13 protein-coding genes are annotated in these 17,555 nt (G+C 72.9%); 6 read left to right on the top strand and 7 right to left on the bottom strand.

Features of this window, described 5'->3' with window-relative positions:
* Positions 1-29: 29 nt before the first annotated feature.
* Both ABT053_RS02575 and ABT053_RS02570 read right to left on the bottom strand, forming a co-directional pair.
* The gene (locus ABT053_RS02575; RefSeq protein WP_350967043.1) at positions 30-443 is read right to left on the bottom strand and encodes a hypothetical protein; all 414 of its coding nucleotides are present in this window, start codon (positions 441-443) and stop codon (positions 30-32) included.
* A 161-nt stretch (positions 444-604) separates the two neighbouring features.
* Positions 605-2,821, bottom strand: a complete 2,217-nt coding sequence (locus ABT053_RS02570; protein ID WP_350967042.1) for a thiamine pyrophosphate-dependent enzyme — start codon at positions 2,819-2,821, stop codon at positions 605-607.
* A gap of 598 nt (positions 2,822-3,419) precedes the next feature.
* Here ABT053_RS02570 and ABT053_RS02565 point away from each other — a divergent pair.
* Positions 3,420-3,953 (top strand): hypothetical protein, encoded by a 534-nt coding sequence (locus tag ABT053_RS02565; protein WP_350967041.1) that lies wholly within the window; start codon positions 3,420-3,422, stop codon positions 3,951-3,953.
* A 539-nt stretch (positions 3,954-4,492) separates the two neighbouring features.
* Complete coding sequence (locus tag ABT053_RS02560) at positions 4,493-5,359, top strand: universal stress protein (RefSeq protein ID WP_350967040.1); 867 nt, start codon at positions 4,493-4,495, stop codon at positions 5,357-5,359.
* 6 nt (positions 5,360-5,365) lie between these two features.
* On the opposite strand, the gene ABT053_RS02555 is transcribed toward ABT053_RS02560, so the two are convergent.
* Positions 5,366-5,983, bottom strand: a complete 618-nt coding sequence (locus ABT053_RS02555) for an SACE_7040 family transcriptional regulator (RefSeq protein ID WP_350967039.1) — start codon at positions 5,981-5,983, stop codon at positions 5,366-5,368.
* 132 nt (positions 5,984-6,115) lie between these two features.
* Between ABT053_RS02555 and ABT053_RS02550 the strand changes: the two genes are divergently transcribed.
* The 4 genes from ABT053_RS02550 to ABT053_RS02535 are packed head-to-tail and all read left to right on the top strand — an operon-like array spanning position 6,116 to position 11,862.
* A complete protein-coding gene (locus tag ABT053_RS02550; protein WP_350967038.1) occupies positions 6,116-7,684 on the top strand; it encodes a carboxyl transferase domain-containing protein in 1,569 nt (522 codons plus the stop codon).
* A gap of 35 nt (positions 7,685-7,719) precedes the next feature.
* Complete coding sequence (locus ABT053_RS02545) at positions 7,720-9,726, top strand: acetyl/propionyl/methylcrotonyl-CoA carboxylase subunit alpha (protein ID WP_350967037.1); 2,007 nt, start codon at positions 7,720-7,722, stop codon at positions 9,724-9,726.
* A 25-nt stretch (positions 9,727-9,751) separates the two neighbouring features.
* On the top strand, positions 9,752-10,702 hold the full coding sequence (locus tag ABT053_RS02540) for a hydroxymethylglutaryl-CoA lyase (protein WP_350967036.1): 951 nt from the start codon (positions 9,752-9,754) through the stop codon (positions 10,700-10,702).
* A gap of 2 nt (positions 10,703-10,704) precedes the next feature.
* The gene (locus ABT053_RS02535) at positions 10,705-11,862 is read left to right on the top strand and encodes an acyl-CoA dehydrogenase family protein (RefSeq protein WP_502991697.1); all 1,158 of its coding nucleotides are present in this window, start codon (positions 10,705-10,707) and stop codon (positions 11,860-11,862) included.
* A 522-nt stretch (positions 11,863-12,384) separates the two neighbouring features.
* Here the strand turns inward: ABT053_RS02535 and ABT053_RS02530 are convergent.
* From ABT053_RS02530 to ABT053_RS02515, 4 genes are all read right to left on the bottom strand, one after another.
* Positions 12,385-12,831: a hypothetical protein gene (locus tag ABT053_RS02530; protein ID WP_350967034.1), complete on the bottom strand. Its 447-nt coding sequence runs from the start codon at positions 12,829-12,831 to the stop codon at positions 12,385-12,387.
* A 274-nt stretch (positions 12,832-13,105) separates the two neighbouring features.
* Positions 13,106-15,040, bottom strand: coding sequence for an alpha/beta fold hydrolase (locus ABT053_RS02525; RefSeq protein WP_350967033.1), 1,935 nt, complete (start codon positions 15,038-15,040; stop codon positions 13,106-13,108).
* A gap of 192 nt (positions 15,041-15,232) precedes the next feature.
* On the bottom strand, positions 15,233-15,898 hold the full coding sequence (locus ABT053_RS02520; protein ID WP_350967032.1) for a response regulator: 666 nt from the start codon (positions 15,896-15,898) through the stop codon (positions 15,233-15,235).
* Entirely contained in the window at positions 15,895-17,478 is a 1,584-nt protein-coding gene (locus ABT053_RS02515) for a sensor histidine kinase (RefSeq protein WP_350967031.1), read from the bottom strand. The genes ABT053_RS02520 and ABT053_RS02515 overlap by 4 nt, the downstream gene beginning before the upstream one ends.
* Between the last annotated feature and the right edge of the window lie 77 nt (positions 17,479-17,555).

The raw sequence follows: 17,555 nt of genomic DNA, 5'->3' as shown, positions 1-17,555 counted from the left end.
GACCACCGGCCCGGGGCCACCGACGAGGATCAGCCGAGCTTGGCCAGGATCAGATCCAGCTTGCCTTCCATGGAATCCATCCGACCCTCCATGGAGTCCATCCGGCCTTCCATGGAGCCCATCCGGCCCTCCATGGAGCCCATCCGTCCGTCGAGGTTGTCCACCTTGGCTTCGAGTCCTTCGACCTTTGTCCCCAGACCGTCCACCTTGGTCTCCAGGCCGTCCACCTTGACGGAGAGAGCGGAGAGATCCTCCTTGGTGGCCATCCTGTTCATGATCTCTTCGAACATCGGCGCGGTGTAGGTCATGACCTCCTCGCGGATGATCTTGGGGAGATCGCGCAGAGTCTCCTTGATGTCATCGAGGTCCTCGCCGGTCCTGAAGGCCCAGGCCTCCAGGTCCGTCACGCGCTGAACGGTGCTCTTGAACGCCACGCCGGGCATACTACCTCCTGCTGTTCGGGGGAATGGAGGGTCGGCCTGCCGGCGGGCCGAAGCCATGACCCGTGACGGCGTGCGATCAATTGAACACGTTCCGGCGGCGAAGTGAGGCCGATTCCGGGATTCCGGACCAGGGGATTGCGGGATTCCGGACCGGGGCCGGGTCAGCCGAGCAGCTTGCGGGCGGCCGCCTCTATCTCGGCCTCCGACAGCAGCACGTGCCTGGCCGCCTCGCCCAGCGGGATGAAGCTGTCGGAGGAGGTCACCCGGGCGATCCTGCCGGTGAAACCCGCGTCGAGCAGCTCGGCGACGATGCTCTCCGAGACCCCCCCGGTGCGGCGGGTCTCGTCGGCGATCAGCACCTTGCCGGTCAGCTCGGCGGCCCGCATCAGATCCTCCACCGGGAGGGGGGAGAGCCAGCGCAGGTCCAGGACCCGGCAGCCGTGCCCCTCGGCGGTGAGCCGCACCGCGGCGCGCAGGCTCATCAGCAGGCCGTTGCCGAAGGTCACGATGGTCAGGTCGCGGCCGTCGCCGTAACTGCGGGCCCGCCCGATCGGGATGTGCGTCTCCGCCCACCGGACCGGGGGGGCGTACGGGGCGAGCCAGCCGTTGTCGCCCTCCTCGAACATGTCGCGGGTGTTGTACAGGGCGATGGGCTCGAGGAAGACGCAGACGCTGCCGTCGACGCGGGCGGCGGCGAGGCAGGTGCGCAGCATCGAGGCGGCGTCGTCGGGCCGGGCGGGGGAGGCCACGAGCAGGCCCGGGATGTCGCGCAGCGCGGCGACGGAGTTGTCGTTGTGGAAGTGGCCGCCGAAGCCCTTCTGGTAGGCGTAGGAGGCGACGCGCACCACCATCGGGTTGCGGAAGGCCCCCTGGGAGAAGAACTGGAGCGTCGCGGCCTCGCCCCGGATCTGGTCCAGGGCGTTGTGCAGGTACGCCAGATACTGGATCTCGGGCACCGGCAGCAGGCCGGAGACCCCGGAACCGAGCGCGAGGCCGAGCACGGACTGCTCGTCCAGATGGGTGTCGAACACCCGGCCGGGGCCAAAGCGTTTCTGCAGGCCGCGCGTGACGCCGTAGACGCCGCCCTTGCGGGCCACGTCCTCGCCGAAGACCAGCGTGTCGGGGTGGGCGGCGAGGGAGTCGGCGAGGGTGCGGTTGACGGCCTGGGAGAAGGTGAGCGGGCCCTCCTGCTCCGGGAGCCTGCCCGCGAAGGCCCTCGCCCTGGCGTCCGGCGCCGCGACCCGGGTGCTGGCCGCGGCGACGGCGGCGGGGGTGCGGGGGGCCAGCGGCTCCACGATGTCGAAGGCGGAGACCAGCCGGGGCCGCCGGGAGCTCTCCATCGCCATCTTCAGCAGGTGCTCGCGCGTCGTCTCGTACCGGAGCAGCAGCTCGTCGGGGGTGGTCAGGCCCGCCTCGACGAGCAGCCGCGCGGTCGCCACGAGCGGGTCGCGCGCCAGGTCGGCGTCGATCTCCCGCTTGGTCCGGTAGGACAGCTCCACGTCCGAGCCCGCGTGGCCCATCAGCCGGACGGTGCCGACGCGCAGCAGGGCGGGGGCGCGGTGCTCGCGGACATGGTCGGCGGCGGCGAGCGCCACGTCGTGGACGTCGGCGAGATCGCAGCCGTCGGCCTCGAAGTATGTCATCAGCGGGTGGTGGGCGGCCCTGACCCAGCCGTCGGGGGTGCGCACGCTGATGCCCAGCCCGTTGTCCTCGCAGACGAACAGGATCGGCAGCGCCAGCTTCTGGTACGAGCCGTAGGCGGCCGTGTTGAGGCCCGACAGGGCGCTCGCGTGGTTCATCGAGGCGTCACCGAAGCTGCACGTCGCGATCGCGTCGGCGGGCCACGGCCCCGGCAGGCCGAGCTGGCGGGCGCGCTCGATCGCGAAGGCCACGCCCACCGCGCGGGGCAGGTGGCTGGAGATCGTGGAGGTCTGCGGGATCACCGCCAGGTCGGGGTGGCCGAAGACCTTGTGCCGCCCGCCCGCCATCGGCTCCTCGACCGAGGCGGTAAGGCCGAGCAGCACGTCGCGCAGCCCCTCCTCGGGCAGCCGCCCCGCCATCGCCGACCGGGTCAGGTAGAAGGCGCCGGAACGGTAGTGCAGGAGGGCGGGGTCGGTGGCGCGCAGCGCGGCGGCGACCGCGGCGTTGCCCTCGTGGCCGGCCGAGCCGATGGTGTAGAAGCCCTCGCCCTGCTCGCGCAGCCAGCGGGCGGTGACGTCCAGCAGCCTGCTGCCGAGCTGGAACTCGAACAGCTCGCGGCAGCGGGCGCCCGTCAGGGTCGTGCCCTCCCGCACGGGCAGGCCGGGATCGCGCGGCGCCCCCGGGGAAAGGGCGGTCACGGCCTCGGTGAAATGGGTCTCAACAGTGTCGCGCGCCACAGCCCGATTATGTCCCCCGTGGGCGGACGCCGTCCTCAACCTTGACATCTTTGATGCGTACGGGCTCGCGGCCCGATCGCGTTTGACTATTGTTCATGACGTCTTGTCAGGATTGTTTTCACTGGTTTGCCCGATGAATGACGCCGGGGTCCTCACCCCGGGGCGGACCAGCGGAAAGGGGCGGAAACCCCGAATGACCTGAGCGCATTCGTTTCCGGGTCCTGTGCCGTGATCCCCGGACATCTTGCGCCCCTGTTGCCACAAGCCGTTCCTCCCGCTGACTTTCCGCGGAGGGTGTCTTTGCCGGCGGCGGATAGTGCGGCTGCCAGCATCTTCGGAGTTCACGTCCATCACACCAGTCACATCGGTCACATCAGTGGAGGCGCACATGCTTGGAAAACTGATTCTCACCGGGGCGGTGGGGGCGGCCGTCATGCTGCCGGCCGCGGCCCACGCCGCCGTGCCGTTTCCGGATACGGCGTCACCCGTCCCGGCGCTCTCCGGTGACACGCCGGTACCCGGGATACCGGCCCCCGCCGCACCGGCCACCTGGGGCGCATCGGCGCCCGGAGGCGCATCGGTGCCGGGGACCGCACCGATGTCCGCGCTGTCACCCTCGGCCGCGACGCCGCCCCCGCCTCCGGTGCCGGGGAGCGCTTCGAACGCCGCGGTGCCCGGGACCCCGCCGCCGTCCGACGGTGTCCCGCCGGGTGCCGTCCCGCCGCCGCCCGGCACGCCCCCGCCGTCCAACGCCGTCCCGCCGCCCGGCACCCCTCCGCCGTCCAACGGCGCCTCGCCCGGCACGCCTCCGCCGACCGACGGTGTCCCGCCCGGTACCACCCCTCCGCCCGGCGCCACCCCGCCCGGGACCCCTCCGCCCTCCGACGGCGTCCCGCCGGGGACCGTCCCGCCGCCCGGTGCCACCCCGCCCGGCGCGGTCCCGCCGCCCGGCGCCACCCCGCCGGTCGACGTCGTGCCGCCCGTGACCGCGCCGCCCGCGGTCGTCCCGTCGGTCCCGGTGATCTTCGCCGCGCCGGGCACCCCGCTCGTGGTCACGTCCGCCGTCGCCGCCTGGGCGAGCACGCTCTGCGCGCCGACCGCCGTCGTGACGGTGGCCGGATCGTGCCTGTGACGGGGCCGTACCAGCGCCCGTGACCGGCTCGTTCCCGTGCCCGTGAGCCGCTCGTGTTCGTGAGCGGCTCATGCCCGTGAGGCACCTGTGAGCCGCTCGTGAGCCGCCTGTGGAGCCGCTCTGAGTCGCCTGTGTTGCCCGCTCGTGGAGCTGCCCGTGGGACGCTCGTGAGCCGCTCGTGCCCGTGACCGGCTCACGCCGGTGACCGGCGGTCCATGCCCGTGATCGCCCCGTACCGACGACCCGCCGGTGACCGGCCGCCGTGCCGCTCCGGCGGGCCCGTGCGGCCCGGGTCCGGGTCCCGGGCCCGGCCCCGGCCGATCACGAGCGCCCTCCCGCCACCCCGGGCACTCCCGTCGCCCCCGGGCGGGAGACGGGCGTCTTCGCCGAGGCGGCTTCGCCGATACGGGCTTTGCCGAATGAGCTTTACCGATACGAGCCGCAAAACACGAAGAGTCTTGTAGGAGCACACCCTTCCCGGCAGGCGGATCGGAGAAGGATGGGAGGGAGTGACGGGGAAACGGGGGAGAGGAGCCGTGATGCCGGTACAGGACGACGGGCGACCGGTGGTTGTCGGATACGACGGCTCGGCGGAGAGCCGCCTGGCCCTGCGGTGGGCCGTCGAGGAGGCCCGCCTGAGATTTCGCCCGCTGCTCGTCTGCCACGCCTGGCAGTGGCCCTACCCCAGGCTCTCCCTCGCCCCCGAGACCACCGAGGTCGTACGCCGCATGGGCAGGCGCGTCCTCGACAACGGCCTGATGGCGGCGCGCGAACTGGCGCCCAGGGTGCCGGTGCGCGGGCAGCTGGTGGAGGGGACCCCGGCCGCGGCCCTGGTGGGCCTGTCGGGCGCCGCGGAGCTGATCGCGATCGGCCCGCGCGGCGCGGGCGGTCCCGACGAGCTGCGGATCGGCTCGACCGTCGAGGTCGCCGCGCACGCCCGCTGCCCGGTGGCCGTCGTCAGGCGGTCCGGCCACCCGCGCGCCGGACGGGTGGCGATCGCGGCGGAGAACGCGGGCCCCGACTCGGCGGAGCTGGGCATCGCCTTCGAGGAGGCGAGGCTGCGCAGGTCGGAGCTGCTGGTCATCTGCCTCTGTCCCGAGAACACCCGCGACATCAGGCAGGCGGCCGTCCGCTTCAACACCGACGTCGCGGTGTGGGAGGAGAAGTATCCCGCGGTCGAGGTGGAGAGCCTGGTCGAGACGCGGCCGCACGTCGAGGTGCTGCGCCACGCGGCCGACCGGTCCGACCTGCTGGTGGTCGCCGACCGGGAGCGCGACGACCCGATGGATCCCGCCATCGGCCCGGTCTGCCAGGTGATGCTGCGCGAGGCGCCGTGCACGGTCGTGGTAACCCCCTCGCAGGCGTGGCACCCGTCCCCGCGGCGGAAACGCCTCGTCAGGAGTTAGTGGTTCTTAACTTTGGACGCCTTGGGCGCCCTGGGTGGCGGCCAGCGCCGCACGGGCCATCCCGCGCAGCAGCCCGGCCATCGCCGCGGGCGGCAGCTCGCCCGCGCTGTGCGGGGTGGAGTTGAGCAGCCCGAAGACGGCGTGGGTCGCGGCGCGCAGCCCGGCCTGCGGGCGTCCCGGGTAGAGCTCGCTCAGCACGGTGACCCACTCCTCGACGTACAGCCGCTGGAGCCTGCGGATCCGCCGCCGGGCGGGCTCGGGGACGTTGCCCAGCTCCCTGTCGTGCACGGTGATCAGCGCCGGATGGCCGAGCGCGAACTCGATCTGGCAGCCGAGCAGGGCGTCCAGCGCCTGCTCGGCGTCGGCGGCCTCGGTCACGCGGCGCGCGCCCGAGGCGTGCAGGCGCTCGCTGACGTCCAGCAGCATCTCCGCGAGCAGGGCCTCCTTGCCGCTGAAGTGCCGGTAGAGGGCCGGGCCCGAGGTGCCGACCGCGCTGCCGATGTCCTCGATCGAGACGCCGTGGAAGCCGCGCGCGGCGAACAGCTCCGCCGCGGCGTCCAGGATCTCCACACGTCGTGAGCCGCGGCCGCGGGCGGAGGGCTGAACAGTCGTCACCCCTCGCATGGTAGACGGTAACGTTAATAATGACTAACATCTGCGGTGGAGTTGATGACCGGTGACCCGGCGGCGGCGAAGCCGGGCGGATCAGACAGGCGCGGATCAGACAGGCCGGGCAGGCCGGACGGGGAGGCTCGGATGAGTGGCTGGCCGGTGCTGCGCAGCGCCTGCGACCCGGGGGGCGAGGGTTTCAAGCGCAACGCCGAGGTCAACGAGCGCCTTGTCGCCGATCTCAGGGAGCGCGTCGCGGTGGCGGGCCTGGGCGGCCCGGAGAGGTCGCGGGCCCGGCACGTCTCCCGGGGCAAGCTGCTGCCCCGCGACCGCGTCGACTCCCTGCTCGACCCGGGCTCGCGCTTCCTGGAGCTCTCCCAGCTGGCCGCCCACGGGATGTACGGCGACGCCGCCCCCGCCGCCGGGATCATCACCGGGGTGGGCCGCGTCTCCGGCCGCGAGTGCGTGGTCGTCGCCAACGACGCCACCGTCAAGGGCGGCACCTACTACCCGGTCACCGTCAAGAAGCACCTGCGGGCCCAGGAGGTCGCCCTCCACAACAACCTGCCGTGCGTCTACCTCGTCGACTCGGGGGGCGCGTTCCTGCCCAGGCAGGACGAGGTCTTCCCCGACCGCGAGCACTTCGGCCGGATCTTCTACAACCAGGCCACCATGTCGGCGCGCGGCATCCCGCAGATCGCCGCGGTCCTCGGCTCCTGCACGGCGGGCGGCGCGTACGTCCCGGCGATGAGCGACGAGGCGGTGATCGTCCGCAACCAGGGCACGATCTTCCTCGGCGGCCCGCCGCTGGTGAAGGCCGCCACCGGCGAGGAGGTCAGCGCCGAGGAGCTGGGCGGCGGCGACCTGCACGCCCGCGTCAGCGGCGTCACCGACCATCTCGCCGACGACGACCGCCACGCGCTGCGGATCGTCCGCGACATCGTCTCCACCCTCGCGCCGCGCACCCCCTCCCCCTGGGAGCGCGCGCCCTCGGAGGAGCCCGCGCACGACCCCCGCGACCTGTACGGCATCGTCCCCGCCGACACCCGCACGCCGTACGACGTCCGCGAGCTCATCGCCCGGATCGTCGACGGCAGCAGGTTCGGCGAGTTCAAGGCCGAGTACGGATCCACGCTCGTCACCGGGTTCGCCCACCTCCACGGCCACCCCGTCGGGATCGTCGCCAACAACGGCATCCTGTTCGGCGAGTCGGCGCTCAAGGGCGCCCACTTCATCGAGCTGTGCGACCGGCGCAACATCCCACTGGTCTTCCTGCAGAACATCAGCGGCTTCATGGTCGGCAGGGCGTACGAGGCGGGCGGCATCGCCAAGCACGGCGCGAAGATGGTCACCGCCGTCGCCTGCGCCCGGGTGCCCAAGTTCACCGTGGTCGTCGGCGGCTCGTTCGGGGCCGGCAACTACGCGATGGCCGGGCGCGCCTACTCGCCCCGGTTCCTGTGGATGTGGCCGGGGGCCCGCATCTCGGTGATGGGCGGCGAGCAGGCCGCCAACGTCCTGTCCACGGTGGGCGACGCCGACCCCGACGCCATCCGCGCGCAGTACGAGGAGCAGGGCAACCCCTACTACTCCACCGCCCGCCTCTGGGACGACGGGGTCATCGACCCCCTCGACACCCGCACCGTCCTGGGCCTGGCCCTGTCCGCCTCGGCCAACGCCCCCCTCGAACCCGTCGGCTACGGCGTCTTCCGGATGTGACCGCACCCATGACCCTCTCATCGCCACCCCGTCGGATGTTCGACACCGTCCTCGTCGCCAACCGCGGCGAGATCGCCCTGCGGATCACCCGCACCCTCAGGAGGCTGGGCATCCGCTCGGTCGCCGTCCACAGCGACGCCGACGCCGGAGCGCGGCACGTCCGCGAGGCCGACGTCGCGGTGCGGCTCCCCGGCGGTTACCTCGACGCCGACGGCATCCTCGCCGCCGCCGCGGCGACCGGCGCCCAGGCAGTACACCCCGGATACGGCTTCCTCGCCGAGAACGCGGCCTTCGCCCGGCGCTGCGCGGAGGCCGGGCTCGTCTTCGTCGGCCCGCCGCCGGAGGCCGTCGAGGCGATGGGCGACAAGATCCGCGCCAAGGCCACCGTCTCCGCGGCCGGCGTCCCCGTCGTCCCCGGCGGCGCCGAGCCCGGCGACGACCTGGCCGAGGCCGCCGTACGGGTCGGCTTCCCCGCGCTGATCAAGCCCTCGGCGGGCGGCGGGGGCAAGGGCATGGTGCTCGTGCGCTCCGCCGGGGAGCTGCCGGAGGCGCTCGCCTCCGCCCGGCGTACGGCCGCCGCCGCGTTCGGCGACGCGACCCTGCTGATCGAGCGGTTCGTGGAGAACCCCCGGCACATCGAGATCCAGGTGATGGCCGACGCGCACGGCGGCGTCATCCACCTGGGCGAGCGCGAGTGCAGCCTCCAGCGCAGGCACCAGAAGATCGTCGAGGAGGCGCCGTCCCCGCTCCTCGACGCCGCGACCAGGGCCGCGATGGGCGCGGCGGCGGCCGAGGCCGCCAGGTCCGTCGGCTACACCGGCGCCGGGACGGTCGAGTTCATCGTCCAGGGCGAGACCGGCGACTACTACTTCATGGAGATGAACACCCGTCTGCAGGTCGAGCACCCCGTCACCGAGCTGGTCACCGGCCTGGACCTGGTCGAGCTCCAGCTCAGGGTCGCCGCCGGGGAGCCGCTCCCGCTCACCCAGGACGAGGTGCGCCTCGACGGCCACGCCGTCGAGGCCCGCGTCTACGCCGAGGACCCCTCCAGGGGCTTCCTGCCGACCGGCGGCCGGGTCCTCGCGCTGCGCGAGCCGCCGGGGGTGCGGGTCGACTCCGGCCTGATGACCGGAGGACTGGTCGGCAGCGACTACGACCCGATGCTGTCGAAGGTCATCGCCTGGGGTCCCGACCGGGCGGCCGCCCTGCGGCGGCTCGACGGCGCGCTCGCGGCCACGGCCGTGCTCGGGGTGCCCACCAACATCGCCTTCCTGCGGGCCCTGATCGGCCATCCCTCCGTGGTCGCCGGAGACCTCGACACCGGCCTCGTGGAGCGCCACCTCGGCGAGCTGGTCCCCCACGCGGGCGCTCCCTCCGTCCCCGCCGACGTCCTGGCCGCCGCCGCCCTGGTCCTGCACCGCGAGCACGTCCCGTCCGGGGCCGCCGATCCGTGGGACGTCCCCGACGGCTGGCGGCTGGGCGAGGCGGCCTGGACCGTCTACCGGCTGGAGACCCGCGACGGCGTCTCCGAGCTCCGGGTCCGCGGCCTGCCCGCCTCGGGGGCCGAGGTCCGCCTGCCCGACGGGGAGCCCGTACGGGCGCGGCTGGCCGACGAGGGCGACCGAAGTGACGGGGGCGGCGACGGGGCCGGAGGGGGCGGCGACCTGCTCGTCACCCTCGGCGGGACCGCGAGGCGCTACGCCGTCGCCAGGGACGGCGACACCGTGTGGCTCGGCCGCGACGGCGACGCCTGGGCGCTCACCCGCCGCCACCTGGGCGACCCCGGCGACCGGGCCGGCGCGGGCGGCGCGGGGGACGGGCAGGTCCGCAGCCCGATGCCGGGCACCGTCCTCGTGGTGAAGGCGAGCCAGGGGGAGCGGGTCGCCGAGGGGCAGCCGCTGCTCATCGTGGAGGCGATGAAGATGGAGCACACCGTGACCGCGCCGATCGGCGGGGTCGTCGCCGAGCTGCGGGTCCGGGCGGGCCAGGCGGTCGCGATGGACGCCGTGCTCGCCGTGGTCAGCGGGGAGGAGCCGTCATGACGCGCGAGCCGGTGAGGAGGGCGTGATGCGCGAGCCACAGCGGGTCCGGGCGGAGGGTTTGCCCGAGCGGGTCACGGTCTACGAGGTCGGGCCGCGCGACGGGCTGCAGAACGAGGCCGCGGTGGTCCCCGTCGAGGTCAAGGCCGAGTTCGTCGCCCGGCTGGCCGCCGCGGGGCACCGCGTGATCGAGGCCACCAGCTTCGTGCACCCCAAGTGGGTGCCCCAGCTCGCCGACGCCGCGGAGCTGCTCGCGGTCATGGAACGGGTGCCCGGGGTGCGCTACCCGGTCCTCGTCCCCAACGAGCGCGGCCTCGACCGCGCGCTCGAACACGGCGTCGAGGAGATCGCGATCTTCGCCAGCGCCACCGAGACCTTCGCGGCCCGGAACCTCAACCGGACGCTGGAATCGCAGTTCGAGATGTTCGAGCCGGTCGTCGCGCGGGCGCTGGCGCACGGCCTGAGGGTCAGGGCGTACGTCTCGATGTGCTTCGGCGACCCGTGGGAGGGGCCGACGCCGGTCGCGCAGGTCGTCTCCGTCGGGCGCAGGCTCCTCGACCTGGGCTGCTTCGAGCTGTCGCTCGGCGACACCATCGGGGTCGGCACCCCCGGCCACGTCGCCGCGCTGATCGAGGCCTTCGGCGGCCCCTCCCGGCTCGCGGTGCACTTCCACGACACCTACGGCCAGGCCCTCGCCAACACCCTCACCGCCCTGCGCGAGGGGGTGACCGTCGTCGACGCCTCCACCGGCGGCATCGGCGGCTGCCCGTACGCCGAGAGCGCCACCGGCAACCTCGCCACCGAGGACCTGGTCTGGATGCTGCACGGCCTCGGCGTCGAGACCGGGCTGGACCTGCCCTCGCTGGTGGAGACCAGCACCTGGCTCGCCGCGAGGCTCGGCCGCCCCAGCCCGTCGCGGGTCGTCCAGGCCCTGGGCGAGAACCCGTCCCGCACCACCGCAGAGAACGCCGAGGAGTGATCATGCCCAAGCTGACCGAGGAGTACGAGGAGCTTCGCAAGACCGTCGAGGCGTTCGCCCGCGACGTGGTGGCCCCGGTGATCGGGGACCTCTACGAGCGCGAGCAGTTCCCCTACGACATCGTGCGGCAGATGGGCGCGATGGGCCTGTTCGGGCTGCCGATCCCCGAGGAGCACGGCGGCATGGGCGGCGACTACTTCGCGCTCTGCCTCGCCCTGGAGGAGCTGGCCAGGGTCGACTCCAGCGTGTCGATCACCGTCGAGGCCGCGGTGTCGCTGGGCGCGATGCCGATCTACCGGTTCGGCACGCCCGAGCAGCGCGCCGAGTGGCTGCCCCGGCTGACGTCGGGCGAGATGCTCGGCGCCTTCGGCCTCACCGAGCCCGGCGGCGGCTCCGACGTGCCCGGCGGCATGCGGACCACCGCCGTGCTGGACGGCGACGAGTGGGTGATCAACGGTACGAAGGCGTTCATCACCAACTCCGGCACCGACATCACCGGCGTCATCGGCGTCGCCGCGATCACCGGCGAGCGGGCCGGGGGCAAGAAGGAGATCTCCACCATCCTGGTGCCGTCCGGCACCCCGGGCCTCACCGTGTCGAAGAAGTACTCCAAGGTGGGCTGGAACTGCTCCGACACCCGCGAGCTCTCCTTCGACGGCTGCCGCGTCCCGTCGGCGAACCTGCTCGGCGAGCGCGGGCGCGGCTACGCGCAGTTCCTGCAGACCCTCGACGAGGGCCGCGTCGCCATCGCCGCCCTGTCCACCGGCCTGGCCCAGGGGTGCGTGGACGAGTCGCTGCGCTATGTCCGCGAGCGCCACGCCTTCGGCCACCCCATCGGCCACTACCAGGCCATCCAGTTCAAGATCGCTGACATGGAGGTCCGCACCCACACCGCCCGCCTGGCCTACCACCACGCGGCCGAGAAGATGCTCGCGGGCGAGCCGTTCAAGAAGGAGGCCGCCATCGCCAAGCTCGTCGCCGGCGACGCCGCCATGGACAACGCCCGCGACGCCACCCAGATCTTCGGCGGGTACGGGTTCATGAACGAGTACCCGGTCGGCCGCTTCTACCGCGACGCCAAGATCCTGGAGATCGGCGAGGGCACGAGCGAGGTCCAGCGCATGCTGATCGCCCGGGAACTGGGGCTCTCCGGCCTCTGACCTGCCGAAACCCCGTTTGCGCAGTGCCCGCGCAGTGCCCGCGCAGTGCCTGCGCGGTGCCGGTGCGGTGAGCGGGTGCTGAACCGGGACGTCCGGGTGGGGTTCTTCGTGTGTTCGGCGTGTGGCCGTCATGTGTCGCAGGTGGAGGAGCGAGGCCTGGTCGCGGACGAGGCCGGTAGCGGTCCCGCTTCCGGCTTGCGGCTGGTCGGAGGGCGTGTGACACGTCGGTTCGACGGAGAGACGTGCGCCCTCAAGCTGATTGCTCGGGGCTTCCTGTGGTCCGGGGGTGGTCGTGTCCCCTGTGACGGCGGCTATGGCGGCGGTGCGGCTGGGCCGGTCTGCGGTGACGATTCGTCAGTGGGCTCGCCGGTTCGACGCCCGAGCGGATGCCGTGGTGGTGTACGACTTCGCGGATCTCGCGACGATCGCGGACTGCACCTGGCGGGGCGATCCGGTGCGGCCACGCCGGAAGGGCGCGACGAGCTTCGTGCGGAACTCGCGACTGCGGCGGCGTGAGCGTGGTCAGGGGACGAACACGTTGATGCCGATGCCGATGGGGATGGATATGAGGGCGCCGAGCAGGAAGAACTTCCACTGCTGACGCTGCTCGGCGCGGATGGTGGCTTTGGTCTCGCCGACGAGGATCTGCCGGATGTTCTCGGCCGTCTCCTGGTCGATGGCGAGGAGCCGCTGTTGCTCTTCGGCTTTGGCGATGAGTTCTTCGCGGGCGGCTTGTTGAGCGGCGAGGTCGTGCTGCAGGTCAGCCATGAGGGTGGCGGCTTCGATGAACGCCTCGTTGACGCGCTCGATGCGGCGGCGGAGCCCTTCGCCAGGATCCTCACGGACTGCATTCAATCGACGCCTGGCTTGTCGCTCTGAGCGGACGATCGCGAGCGCAATGAAAAAAGCGGCGGCGGCACCCAGTAAGGCGCCGCCGAAGTCGAAAAAATAGAGATTGAAGACGTCCACGTTGCTATTGCATCGTGGCGAGTCGGTTCACTAGGTCTGAGTGATCAAATTGCGACATAGCGTGTGTGACAGGTCACGCGTTCATGATCCAAAAACTAGGAACATAATCCACGTTATGTTCCCCTTTGTCTGTCGCGCTCGCGAGTGGTCGTCTGCTCTCGTGAAAGAAGATCAACCTTTCTCGCCGCCCCCGCCCCACGGGCACCGGCCACGCGGGCGCGCCGGAGGGCGGCCCGGCCCCCGTCGGGTCGGGCCGCCCGGTCGGGCCGGGGGGTCAGTGCGTGGGGACCTTCGCGGTGAAGCCGCGGCCCGCGAAGGTGCCGGAGACGGCGGTGTCGTCCTCGGCGCGGAACGCCTTCCATGACAGTTCCATCGCGTGGGATCCGCCGTCGCCGCCGGTGACGGTCAACCGGGCCGTGGCGGTGGCGCCCAGGCTGATCTCGCCGTTCACCGTGAGGTCGCCGACGAAGCGGACGTCCCGCAGCCGGACGGTGCCGGCCTTGTCGTCGAACGTCAGCCGGCCACCGCGCAGGCCCTCCTGCGTGGCCGGCAGCCAGGACGGGTACCCGAGGGGATTGCGCCCGGCGGTCGCGTCGGCGGCGGTGGCGAAGGCCGCCGCGAGGATCCGCCGCTCCTTCGCGTCCAGGGCGGTGTCACGCGCCGGGGGCACCTGCGCCACGGTCCCGGGGAAGGAGCCGAGGGCGCGGTGGTTCGACTCGTCGCAGCGGGGCCTGCCGTCGAAGGCGGCCGGGTTGCCGAGGAAGGCGCGCATCGCGCCACGGACGCATTCGTTCACCGGAGCGCTCACGGTGACGCTGTGGCCGCCGAAGCGGACCCGGGAGAAGGTGGAGCCGGGGAAGCGCCGGGTCACCGCGGCTGCCTCCGCCGGGGTGGTCGAGTCGAAGTCCCCTCCCAGGGCCAGGACCGGCACCCGGGGGTGTCCGGCGCCCGGCGGCACGGGCGGGCTGACGCGGGGAGCAGGCCAGTCGACGCAGACGTCCTGCATGCCGAGGGTCGAGCTTCCCGGAGTCGCCCCCAGGTCGTTGATGGCGAACGGCCTGAACGGGCGTTTCCTGTCGTAGTAGCGGTCCAGCTGGCGCCGCCGCACGTCCGCCGGGGCGGTGCGCTCGAACGGGAAGGCGGTGTCGGCGCACACGTAGGAGAGCAGGCCCGCCAGCTCCGCGGCGCGCAGCGGCTGGCGCGGCGCTCCGTCGATCACCCGCGTGAGGCGGCGCAGCGGGAGCGGGTCGCCGTCCAGGTAGGCGGCGACGGCCGCGCTTCCCTCGCGGCTGATCACCGGCAGAGAGACGTCGTTCGTCAAGTGTGAGAGGGACGGGAGCCGTACCGCCGGATCGGGGTGGGCGCGCAGGTGCCGTACCAGCTTGGAGACGAGGCCGGAGGGATCGCCCGGCAGGCGGCGGCAGGCGCGTGAGGGGTCGCAGGCCACGTCGAGCAGGTCTGTGCGGAACCGGATCGGCTTGGTGACGTAACCGTCCTCGCCCGTGGGCACGATGCTGTCGAGCAGCACCCCGGAGAGGGTGCCCGGGTGGCGGGTGGCGTACGCCTGGGCGAACAGGGTGCCGTACGAGATGCCGTAGAACGTCACCTTCGGCACGCCCAGGGCGTCGCGGACGGCGTTCATGTCGGTGACGGCCTGGTCGGCGGTGAAGAACCGGTTACGAGGGCCCAGGTGCGCGACGCAGGCCTCGACGGTCTCCCGGACCGCCAGGTCGAGCCCCGGGCAGAGCAGCGGGCTGGATTTCCCCAGCCCGCGCGGCTCCACCACCAGGAGGTTCTGCCGGTCGAGCACCGGTCCCAGCGCCTCGGTCAGGGACGGCACGGCGGGGAGCGCCGCCAGCGGCCCGCCCGGATTGGCCAGTACGGTCCCGGAGGCCGGGCGGGAGGCGTCCTTCCTGGGCAGCCAGGCGAACGCCACCGTTATCCGCTCCGAGGCCGGATCGCCCCAGTCGAGCGGAACCTGGATCTCCCCGTCGCAGCGGGTCCTCGCGGCGGCGCACGGATGTCGGAACCCGCTCGCGTCCTGTCCTCCGGTCGCTTCACCGGTCGTGGTCGTGGCTGCGGTCGTGGTCGTGGTCCGCGCGGTGGCGTTCGGGGCGGTGAGGAGCGAGAGGAGAAGCGTCCCGCAGGTCCCCGCCGTGACGAGCGCCGTCGCGGCCCGGCGTGTGATGGATCGCTGGTTTCCGTTCATGTCTCCAGGCTCGTCCACGATCGGGCCCCGCCCCTCACCACGAGGAACGGTTTCCCGCCTGGGAACCGGGCACCGGTCGCGCTCCCGTCTGGGAGCACCGTCCCAGACGGAACGGGACGGGACGGCCGGGGAGCCGGGCGATGCCCGCCCGGGAGTCGAGCGATGCCCGCCCGGGACGGGTACGCGAAAAGGTCAGCCGGTGGTGCCCGGGGTGACGAAGCCCGCCTCGTAGGCGACGACCACGGCCTGGGCGCGGTCGCGGACGCCGAGCTTGGCGAACAGGCTGGTCACGTGGTTCTTCACGGTGGAGGCCGCCACGTCGAGCGTTTCGGCGATCTCCGGGTTCGACCGCCCGCGCGCGATGAGGACCAGCACCTCCCGCTCGCGGTCGGTCAGACCGGCGAGCTCGGGCGGCATCGTCGCGGGCCGGGGCCGTACGGCACGGACGAAGGTGCCGATCAGCCGGGTCAGCAGCCGGGGCGCGACCACCGAGTCGCCGCGATGCACCACCCGCACCCCCTCCAGCAGTTCCTCGGGAGAGACGTCCTTGGGCAGGAATCCCGAGGCCCCCGCGCGCAGGGCCTCGACGACGTACTCGTCCAGGTCGAAGGTGCTCAGCGCGAGCACGCGCACGCCGGGCAGCTCGGCGGTGATCCGCCCGGTGGCGGTGACGCCGTCGGTCTCCGGCATGTGCAGGTCCATCAGCACCACGTCGGGGAGCAGGTCGCGGGCGAGGGCGAGGGCCTCATCGCCGTCGCCCGCCTCTCCCACCACGGAGAGGTCGTCCTGGGCGTTCAGGATCATCCGGAAGCCGGATCGCACCACCGCGTGGTCGTCGACGACGAGCACCTTGATCATGTCTCTCCCTCCCGCGCCGCGGGTTCCCCACCGGCGGGTTCCCGCCCGGGGTTCTCCTGGCCGGTCGCTTCCTGTTCCGCCGTTTCCCGCTCGGCTGGCTCCCGCCCGATCGCCTTTCGCCCGGCCGGCCTGCCCGTGACCGGCAGGCGGTCGTCCGGTTCCCGTCCGGGCGGTCCTTCGCCGGTGTCTCGCCGTGCGCCCGTTCCCAGAACCGGGAGAGGCAGCCACGCGTGGACCCGGAAGCCCCCGCCGGGCAGGGGACCCGTCTCCAGCCGCCCACCGCAGAGTGCCACACGTTCGGCCATGCCGCCCAGTCCGAAACCTCCGCCGGAGTGGCTTTCGTGCCTCTTCCCGGCGGGAACTGTACCGGGCCCGTCGTCGACCACCTCCACCTCGGCCGCGGTGGGCCCGTACCCGATCCGCACCCTCACCGGGGCGTTCCCCGCGTGCTTGCGCGCGTTGGTCAGCGACTCCTGGACGATCCGGTAGATCGCGTGGTCGACCGCGGCGGGCAACCGGCCGGGGGTGCCGGTCACCTCCAGGACGGCGGGCTGGTCCGCCTCGCGGGCCCGGCTCACCAGCGAGGGCAGCGCGGAGGCCCTGCGGACGGAGGCGCCCGTCCCACCGGAAGAACCCGTCCCACCGGAGGAACCCATCTCGCCGGAAGGACCCGCGCGCCCGGAGGAGCCGGGTCCCGGGCCGGTGGGGGAGTCGTCCGTGGAGGCGGCCCCCGTGCCGTCCGGGTCGCTCACCCGGTCGGCGCGCAGCACGTGCAGCAACTGCCGCATCTCCGCCATCGCCTCCCGCCCGGCGCGCTCGGCGCTGAGCAGGGCGGCCTCGGCCCCGGCGGGATCGCGGGCCATGGTCGTGCGCGCCGCCCCCATCAGGACCTGCATCGTGCTGATGTTGTGGGCGACCACGTCGTGCAGCTCGCGGGAGATGTGGCGGCGCTCTGCCCGTACGACCTCCTCGGCGAGCTCGGCCTGCCTCCTGCGGGCGGTCTCCCGGCGCAGCCGCACCAGCCTGCCCAGCCCGACGAGCAGCAGCGGCACGAACACCCCGAGGGAGCCGGAGTCCTGGCGTGCGGTTCCGGTGGTGAGCTGGACGGCCGTCGACACCGACGGGTAAAACAATCCCACCGCCACGGCCGCGATCCAGGCGCGCCGGGCCACGCCGTGCCTGCCCGCCGCGTACAGGGCCAGCATCGCCTGCAGGCCGTACCCCTGCCAGCCCGTCACCACGACGATCACGCAGTCGCAGATCACGGTGACGGCCACCGCGGCGACCGGCCTGGTCCGCCGCCACAGCAGCGCCGCCGACGAGACGGTGAAGAACGCGAACGTCAGGAGGGGGAACTGCCGCGTGCCTAACCTGTCCTGCAGGATGCCCAGGGTGACGTACACCACCCACACGCCCAGCGCGAGGAGCGCGTCGGCGACGCGCGAGCGGCTCGCCGCCGGCCATCTCTCCCTGAGTACGGAGAGCCTGCCCGCGAACCACGCCTCCACCGTCGCCCGCGCCCCGCCGAGCGTCGCCTGCGCCCCGCCGAGCACGGTCCGCGCCGCTCTGGAAACCCTCACCGTCGCGATCGTCCGTGGCACCGCCGCACCCGGAGCCGGGCCGGGTGGCCCACGGGAGGGAGCGGGAGTCCGGCGCG

Origin of the sequence: Streptosporangium sp. NPDC002524, assembly GCF_040295985.1 — a bacterium.
In the GTDB taxonomy this organism is placed as follows: Bacteria; Actinomycetota; Actinomycetes; order Streptosporangiales; family Streptosporangiaceae; genus Streptosporangium.
The sequence above is the reverse complement of the archived record's forward strand: the minus strand, read 5'-3'. Positions and strand labels throughout refer to the sequence as shown.